8 protein-coding genes are annotated in these 7880 nt (G+C 61.4%); 1 reads left to right on the forward strand and 7 read right to left on the reverse strand.

Translation table 11 applies throughout. The annotated features are described in order from the left end of the window. A partial coding sequence (locus EN991_RS14595; protein ID WP_127369016.1) for an NmrA family NAD(P)-binding protein occupies positions 1-845 on the forward strand: 845 nt, incomplete at its 5' end. 114 nt (positions 846-959) lie between these two features. Here the strand turns inward: EN991_RS14595 and EN991_RS14600 are convergent. The 7 genes from EN991_RS14600 to EN991_RS14630 all read right to left on the reverse strand — a co-directional run bounded on the left by EN991_RS14600 (position 960) and on the right by EN991_RS14630 (position 7859). Beyond that, a complete protein-coding gene (locus EN991_RS14600) occupies positions 960-1409 on the reverse strand; it encodes an Rrf2 family transcriptional regulator (protein WP_013530871.1) in 450 nt (149 codons plus the stop codon). Between the two features lie 256 nt (positions 1410-1665). Continuing rightward, positions 1666-2652 carry a sulfate ABC transporter substrate-binding protein gene (locus EN991_RS14605; protein WP_013530872.1) on the reverse strand — a complete coding sequence of 329 codons (987 nt, stop codon included), beginning with the start codon at positions 2650-2652 and terminating at the stop codon, positions 1666-1668. Between the two features lie 371 nt (positions 2653-3023). After that, positions 3024-4064, reverse strand: coding sequence for a sulfate/molybdate ABC transporter ATP-binding protein (locus tag EN991_RS14610; protein WP_013530873.1), 1041 nt, complete (start codon positions 4062-4064; stop codon positions 3024-3026). Positions 4065-4077: 13 nt separating this feature from the next. Continuing rightward, a complete protein-coding gene (gene cysW / locus EN991_RS14615; RefSeq protein WP_013530874.1) occupies positions 4078-4962 on the reverse strand; it encodes a sulfate ABC transporter permease subunit CysW in 885 nt (294 codons plus the stop codon). Beyond that, positions 4955-5806, reverse strand: coding sequence for a sulfate ABC transporter permease subunit CysT (cysT, locus tag EN991_RS14620; RefSeq protein WP_013530875.1), 852 nt, complete (start codon positions 5804-5806; stop codon positions 4955-4957). The genes cysW and cysT overlap by 8 nt, the downstream gene beginning before the upstream one ends. Before the next feature lie 21 nt (positions 5807-5827). Then, a complete protein-coding gene (locus tag EN991_RS14625) occupies positions 5828-6853 on the reverse strand; it encodes a sulfate ABC transporter substrate-binding protein (protein ID WP_013530876.1) in 1026 nt (341 codons plus the stop codon). 220 nt (positions 6854-7073) lie between these two features. Further along, on the reverse strand, positions 7074-7859 hold the full coding sequence (locus EN991_RS14630; protein ID WP_245460969.1) for a M15 family metallopeptidase: 786 nt from the start codon (positions 7857-7859) through the stop codon (positions 7074-7076). Positions 7860-7880 lie beyond the last annotated feature (21 nt).

Genomic DNA, 7880 nt, shown 5'->3' on the forward strand with positions numbered 1-7880 from the left:
GAAAAGTTGGCGGCGCAACGGCAGAGCATCTGCTGGCGCACGGCAAGGAGGTACGCGCACTCATCCGCAACCGCGACAAGGCGGCCAATTGGGCGAACCAGGGCGTGGAACTGGTAGACGGCGACTGGAATGATTCGGCAGCCATCGAGCGAGCCCTCAAAGGCGTCGAAGGCGCGTTCGTCATGTTGCCCCCTGTCTGGGCGCCGTCGCCCGATTACAAAGAAGCGAGGAGCGTGATTGCTAGCTATGTCGAGGCTCTGACCAAGGCAGCGCCGCCGCGAGTGGTCGCGCTTTCGTCGATGGGTGCGAACAGAACAAGCGGGCACGGGGTGATCGCGGCCTTGTCGCTTCTGGAGCAAGGGTTTCGCGGCCTGACATCGCCAACCGCATTTGTGCGCGCGGGGGGATTCTTCGAAAATTTCCTCTACGGCTTGCAGGTCGCGCAGGGCGGAATGCTACCGGTCTACTACAATCCGACAAACCGGAAATCGACCATGGTTGCGACGAACGACATCGGCGCAGAGGTCGCAACCCTTTTGACCGGGTCGACGTGGTCAGGGCAGCGCATCGTCGAGATCGGTTCGATGGTCACCGCGGATGAAGTCGCGGAGCAGTTGGGTGAAGTCCTGAATCTCGCCGTGAAAGCCTTTGCAATTCCGCGTGCGGGGTGGGCGGAAGCGTTCGAGCAATTCGGCATCCCGAAGGGTCACTCCGGACCTGCCGAAGAAATGTTCGAGGCCGTGAATGCGGGATGGATGGACCTCGGTGTGGTGGGTACGGAGCACGTAGCGGGTACGACGTCCGCACGCGCTGTATTCGAGGCCGCGTCTAATGTGAACGGATAGGCCAAAACTGCATGAGGTTCTCCGTGATTTCGAGCTTCGCAACCCGAGATTTGGAGAACCTCTCCTTCAATGCAGGAATCTCTATCTGAACGCGATCGGCTTGAAGTCGGTGGTTTAGATCTGCGACGTCAGCTCGACCGGGAAATCGTCATTGTCGGCATCGCGCATGGCGGCGAGGCTGCGATTATCCAGCACTTCGGCGATTGCCTGCCGCACCTCCAGCATCATGTGGCGGACCTGGCAGGTCGCCTCGTCGCAATCCTCGCAGCGTTGATACTGCGTGCGGCTGGCGCAAGGGATTGGCGCCAGCGGCCCGTCAAGCACGCGCACGACATGGCCGATCTTGATTTCGGAGGCCGGCCGGGCAAGGCGGTAGCCGCCTTCCTTGCCTTTGCGGCTCTGGACGAAGCCGGCATTGCGCAACTCGCCCAGAATGGCATCGAGGAATTTCTTCGGGATGTTGTTGGCCACAGCGATGTCATTGACGAAGGCCAATTGGCCGGCCGGCAGGCCAGACAGATGCACGAGGGCCTTGAGGCCGTATTTGCCTTTTTTTGTCAGCATGCCCAGATCAACCCATAAAAGCCCCAACCACTCGCATCTGGCGACTGTTTGTGTGCAAATAATGACGTCTTCGCCGCGCGGTGATGTTTCGCGAAACAGCCACCCAATTGCACGTTAGGCATAAACGCGTTGATTCTTTGTAACGTTTTGCACTGAGAACGCGGATATTCCGCTGATAACCAGGTTATCGGCGTTCAAAAACGAAAAAAGCCGGCAGCGCGCCGGCTTTTTCGTCTGCTGTGCAGGTATCGCTGCCTCAGCGGCTGCCGTAGGTCTGGTCGAGCAGGCCGCCGGCGGCGAAATGCTCTTTCTGCACCTTGTCCCAGCCGCCGAAAACGTCTTCCACCGTCAGCAGCCGGACATCGGGGAAATCGGCCTTGTATTTCGCCGCCACAGCGGCGTCGCGGGCTCTGAGGCCGTTGCGGGCGGCGATGTCCTGGCCCTCCGGTGTGTAGAGGAAGTCGAGATAGGTCTTGGCCAGATCGCGCGTGCCGTGATCGTCGGCAACCTTGTCGACGATGGCGACCGGGAATTCGGCCAGCAGGCTGACCGAAGGCGTAACCTGCTCGAACTTGTCGTCGCCATACTCCTTGCGGATGCCGCGCGTCTCCGACTCGAAGGTGATCAGCACATCACCGATCTCGCGCTGCACGAAGGTGGTGGTCGCGGCGCGGCCGCCGGTGTCGAAGATCGGCACGTTGTTGAACAGCTTGGTGATGAACTCTTTCACCTTGGCGTCATCGCCCTTGAAGGCTTCCTTGGCGTAGGCGGTGGCCGCCAGATAGGTGTAGCGCGCATTGCCGGATGTTTTCGGGTTTGGGAAGATCACCTGCACGTCGTCGCGCACGAGATCGTTCCAGTCCTTGATGTGCTTGGGGTTGCCCGCGCGGACAAGGAACGAAGGCAGAGAATAGAAGGGCGAGGCATTGTCAGGGAAATCCTTCTGCCAGTCGGCCGAGACGAGGCCCTTCTTGACCAGGAAGTCGATGTCGATGACCTGGTTGAAGGTAACAACGTCGGCGCCAAGACCCTCGGCGATGGCGCGTGCCTGCGCCGAAGTGCCGGCATGCGACTGGTCCACGGTGACGCCCGGATGCTGGGCGATGAAAGCCTTGTTGACCTGCACGAACAGTTCGCGGCCGACATCATAGGATGCGTTGAGCAGTTTGTCGGCCGACCAGGCTTGGGAGGATGCAAGGAACAGGCCGGCGACGGTGGCAAGCCCGAGGAAAAATCGTTTCATGAAAACAGGCTCCGATGCAATGCGTTGATGGTCGGACCATAGCCGTGACGTATCATGCGCGACGAGGCATGCGCTGTCGGTTCGCGGCCTCGTCGTGGGAAAATATATCGCCTAAGTTGGCACCTGTTGGAATTCTGTTCCAGGAGATGGCTATCTTCGTCGGAGTTTTTCTGCGCCTTGTTTGCGGTGCTGCATGGCATATACAAAAGGCATATACAAAGAGCTGCCGCCATGCCCCAGAACCGTCATTCAACAACGCCGCCCAAGGAGGCGAAGCTGTTTCGCAACAACCGCAGCCCAACACGGGAGAGTTCACCCGGATCAGGAATCTGAAGGTCGAAAACTGGTTGGCGTAGCGCTTGAGCCGAGAATCAAGCCGCCGGAAAAAGCTTCCAGCGGCCGGGGCGGAACGCCACCCGGCTTTTTTGCGCCGCGGGATGATCGACCGGCAATTCGATTTCGACCCGCTGACGCTCACCACCGATCTCGAGCTCGACCCGGCGCGTGCCGGCGACGCGGCGGCTGGCGGCGACCGTGCCGGCGATGCAGCCGCTGCAGCCGTCCAGCAATTCGACATCGTGCGGGCGGAAGTAGAGCGTCGCATCGCCCGAGGGCTCGTTGGGCGCGGCAAGCCCGATCGGACGGTCGGCGAGCCAGATCTCGCCATTCTCGACTTTGACGGGAAGCGAGCTCGATTCACCGATGAAGCCGTAGACGAAGGGCGAGTTCGGCGTGTCGTAGATGTCGTCGGCGGTGCCGACCTGCTCGATGCGACCCTGGCTCATCACCACGACGCGGTCGGCAAGCTCCAGCGCCTCTTCCTGGTCGTGGGTGACGAAGACGGTGGTGTGGCCGGTGGCGTCATGGATTTCGCGCAGCCAGCGGCGCAATTCCCGGCGCACCTGCGCGTCAAGCGCGCCGAACGGTTCGTCGAGCAGCAGCACCTTGGGTTCGATGGCCATAGCCCGCGCCAGCGCCACGCGCTGCCGCTGGCCGCCGGAAAGCTGCGCCGGATAGCGCTTTTCCAGCCCCGACAGCTGGACAAGGTCCAGAAGCTCGGAGGCGCGGCGGCGAATCTCCTGCGCCGGGGGGCGCGACGGCCCGTGCCGGACCTTCAGGCCGAAGCCGATATTGTCGGCCACCGTCATGTGCCGGAACAGCGCATAGTGCTGGAAGACAAAGCCGACATTGCGATCCTGGATCGACTTGTGCGAGGCGTCCTCGTCGCCGAAGAAGATGTTTCCGCGCGTCGGCCGCTCCAGTCCGGCGATCAGCCTGAGCAGCGTCGTCTTGCCGGAGCCGGACGGCCCCAGCAACGCGATCAGTTCGCCCGACTTGATATCGAGCGACACGTCGTGGAGGGCCGGAAACCGGTCAAACTCCTTGCGCACGTTGGCAACGCGAACTTCCATGCAAATCCCTCTGTCAGTGTCCGCGCGTCGCGGCGATCTCGGCGCCGTAGCGCATCTCGAGAAGTGTTTTCAAGACCAGCGTGACGAGCGCCAGGCCCGCAAGCAATGAAGCGACGGCGAAGGCGCCGACGGCGTTGTACTCGTTATAGAGGATTTCGACATGCAGCGGCATGGTGTTGGTCAGGCCGCGTATATGGCCCGACACCACCGAGACCGCGCCGAACTCGCCCATGGCGCGCGCATTGCACAGGAGCACGCCGTAGAGCAGCCCCCATTTGACGTTGGGCAAGGTCACGTACCAGAAGGTCTGCCAGCCATTGGCGCCAAGCGAAAGCGCTGCCTCCTCGTCGCCATTGCCTTGCTCCTGCATCAGCGGGATCAACTCGCGGGCGACGAAGGGGAAGGTGACGAAGATTGTGGCCAGCACGATGCCCGGCACGGCAAACAGGATGACGATGCCATGCGCTTTCAGCCAGGTGCCGAGCAGCCCCTGGGCGCCGAACAGAAGCACATAGACGAGGCCCGATATGACCGGGGAGACCGAGAAGGGAAGGTCGATCAGCGTGGTCAGGAAGGCCTTGCCCTTGAACTCGAACTTGGCGATCGCCCAGGCGGCGGAGATGCCGAACACAATGTTGAGCGGTACCGAGATCGCGGCGACCAGCAGCGTCAGCCGGATCGCCGAGCGTGTGTCGGGATTGCCGAGCGCTTCGGTGTAGGCACCGATGCCCTTGGCGAAGGCTTCGTTGAAGACGATGATCAGCGGCAAGAGCAGGAAAATGCCGAGGAAGGCAAAGGCGACGGCCATCAGGGCCAGACGCGCCGGGCGGCTTTCCGTGACCGCCGCCGACTGGCTTTCATGGTGCGGTTCGTAGGATTTGATCTCCGGATCAGCCATAGCGCTTGCGGCTCCACGACTGTGCGAGATTGACGACCAAAAGCATGATGAATGACAGGGCGAGCATGATCGCCGCAATCGCGGTTGCCGCCGGGTAATTGTATTCCTCCAGCCGGATGACGATCAGCAGCGGCGCGATCTCTGATTTGTAGGGCAAGTTGCCGGCTATGAAGATGACCGAGCCGTATTCGCCGACGCCGCGCGCGAAGGCGAGCGCGAAGCCGGTGACGATGGCCGGCGCCAGGCCCGGAAACAGGATGCGGGTGATGATCTGGAAACGATTGGCGCCAAGGGTGGCCGCGGCTTCCTCCACTTCCTTGTCGATCTCCTCCATGATCGGCTGCACGGTGCGCACGACGAAGGGCAGGCCGATGAAGATCAGCGCGATGACGATACCCAGCGGGGTATAGGCGACCTTGATGCCGAGCGGCATCAGCAATTTGCCGATCCAGCCGTTCGGCGCGTAGAGCGTGGTCAGCGCGATGCCGGCCACAGCCGTCGGCAAGGCGAAGGGCAGATCGACCATGGCATCGACGATGCGGCGGCCGGGGAAGCGGTAACGCACCAGCACCCATGCGACCAGCGTGCCGAAGACGACGTTGACAGCAGCCGCGACGAAGGCAGTGCCGAAGCTGATTCTCAGCGCATTGATGGTGCGGCGATCGGTGGCGATCGCCCAGAATTCAGGCCAGCCAAGGGCGGCCGAGCGCCAGAGCAGCCCGGATAGCGGGATGAGGATGATGAGGGTGAGGTAGGCAAGCGAGAAGCCGAGCGTCAATCCGAAACCCGGAATGACGCTCGGCTGCCTGAATCGCCACCCCGCTTGGGCGGGTGCTGTGGTCATGTCGTCCTGAATATCGACTGCTTACTGGGGCTTGTAGATCTGGTCGAATATACCACCATCGCCGAAATGATAAGGCTGTGCTTTTTTCCAGCCACCAAACTGTGGATCGTCGATGGTTACAAGTTTGATCGGCGGCAGCTTGGCGAGGTCCTCGGCCGGCACCAGATCGGGCTTGGCAGGACGATAATGGTTCTTGGCGATGATCGTCTGCGCTTCTTTGGAATAGAGCCAGCTCAGATAGGCTTCGGCGATCTTGCGCGTGCCCTTGGCATCGACATTGGCGTCGACCACTGCCACCGGCGGTTCTGCCAGGATGGAGGTCGGCGGGTAGACGATGTCGAAATTGTCGGCACCGAACTCGTCGAGCGCCAGATAGGCCTCGTTTTCCCAGGCGATAAGCACATCGCCGAGACCCTTTTGCGCGAAGGTCACGGTCGAGCCGCGCGCGCCGGTGTCGAGCACCGGGGCATTGGCGTAGAGCTTGCCGACGAACTCCTTGGTCTTGGTCTCGTCGCCGCCGTCATTGGCGTTGGCGTAGGCCCATGCGGCGAGATAGTTCCAGCGCGCGCCGCCGGACGTCTTGGGATTGGGCGTGATCACCTGGACACCGTCCTTGACGAGGTCGCTCCAGTCGTGAATGCCCTTGGGATTGCCCTTGCGCACGAGGAAGATGATGGTCGAGGTGTAGGGCGCCGAATTGTTTTCGAATTTGGTGCGCCAGTCCGGATTGATCTTCTTCGACTTCGAGACGATGGCATTGATGTCGCCTTCGAGTGCCAGCGTCACCACATCGGCGTCGAGGCCGTCGATCACGGCGCGGGCCTGGGCGCCCGATCCGCCATGCGACTGCTGGACGGTGACCGTCTCTCCGGTCTCGGCCTTCCAATGGGCGACGAAAGCTTCGTCATAGGCCTTGTAGAGCTCGCGTGTCGGATCGTAGGAGACGTTGAGAATGGTGGTATCGGCAAACGCGAAACCGAGCGTGCCGAACTGGACAGATGTGGCGACCAGTGCGCCGAGCAGTTTCCTGAAATGAGGTTTGGTCATTTCTGCCTCCGTTGAACCCGCGCCAAATCTACCGAATTGGTAGAAATTAGATGCATTCAATGTTGCCTTTTTTGCCCCTCTTGAGAAAATGTTCGGCGCCATTTCGTCCTTTGGAGAAATATTTTCCTCTTGCGGCCAAAGGAAGAATCCATGGCCCTGCCACTCAGCCTATCTAGCAATGGGTAGTGCCGAGGCAAGGTGTGGAATTTGATCCGGTGCCTCAATCGGCGGTGATGGGAAAGTCGAAACGCTGTTTGGCGAACGGTTCGCTTTTCAGCGTGAAGTGCCACCATTCCCTTGCATAGTTCTTGAAGCGGCCCGCGCGCATGGCTTCGACAAGCATCTTGCGATTTGCCGCCGCTTCACTGGCAGGGCCGCGATATGCGGTTTCGCTCATTGAATCAAAGCAGTCGAAACCGGTACCGAAATCGAGCGTGTCGGCATCCCCGGTGCCGCAGGCCGGGTTCGGGCTGGACCTGCGGTCCATCCGGGCGACGGCGACGTCGACGGTCGAGCCACGTGAATGAGTCGACAACTCTCCGACATAGCCCTTGGCGATCAGGTCGCTGCGCCTGACCTCCGGATACCATTGCGGATCGGGCGGCCCGCCCTGTTTTGTCCATTCGCCCATGTCGGCGACGGCGCGGGCAGGGCGGTAGCAATCGAACACCACCAGGGTCAGGTGTTTGGCCGCGATCGCTTTCTGGACAGCGGAGAGTGCCTTCGCCGCATCCTCGGTGAGGATGCAGACCGGGGCGCCATAGCCGTTCACCTTGCGGTGCAGAAAATTATCCGATCCGGCGTAGCGGATGTCCTGGCGGATCGAGGGGTCGACATCGGCGAGCCGGACAAAGCCGGCGGGGAGTGGGTCAGCGAGAGCAGGGAGGGTGATTGCCGTGACAAGGATTGTTGCTGCCAGTGCTGAGGCTGCCGACAGGAAAGGATCGCGCGAGGCACCCCCCTCTGCCTTGCCAGGTATCTCCCCCGCAAGGGGGGAGATTGGCAGCTTTGGCGTCCTGCTCCACCA

This window comes from Mesorhizobium sp. M7A.F.Ca.US.005.03.2.1 (assembly GCF_003997795.1).
In the GTDB taxonomy this organism is placed as follows: Bacteria; Pseudomonadota; Alphaproteobacteria; order Rhizobiales; family Rhizobiaceae; genus Mesorhizobium; species Mesorhizobium ciceri.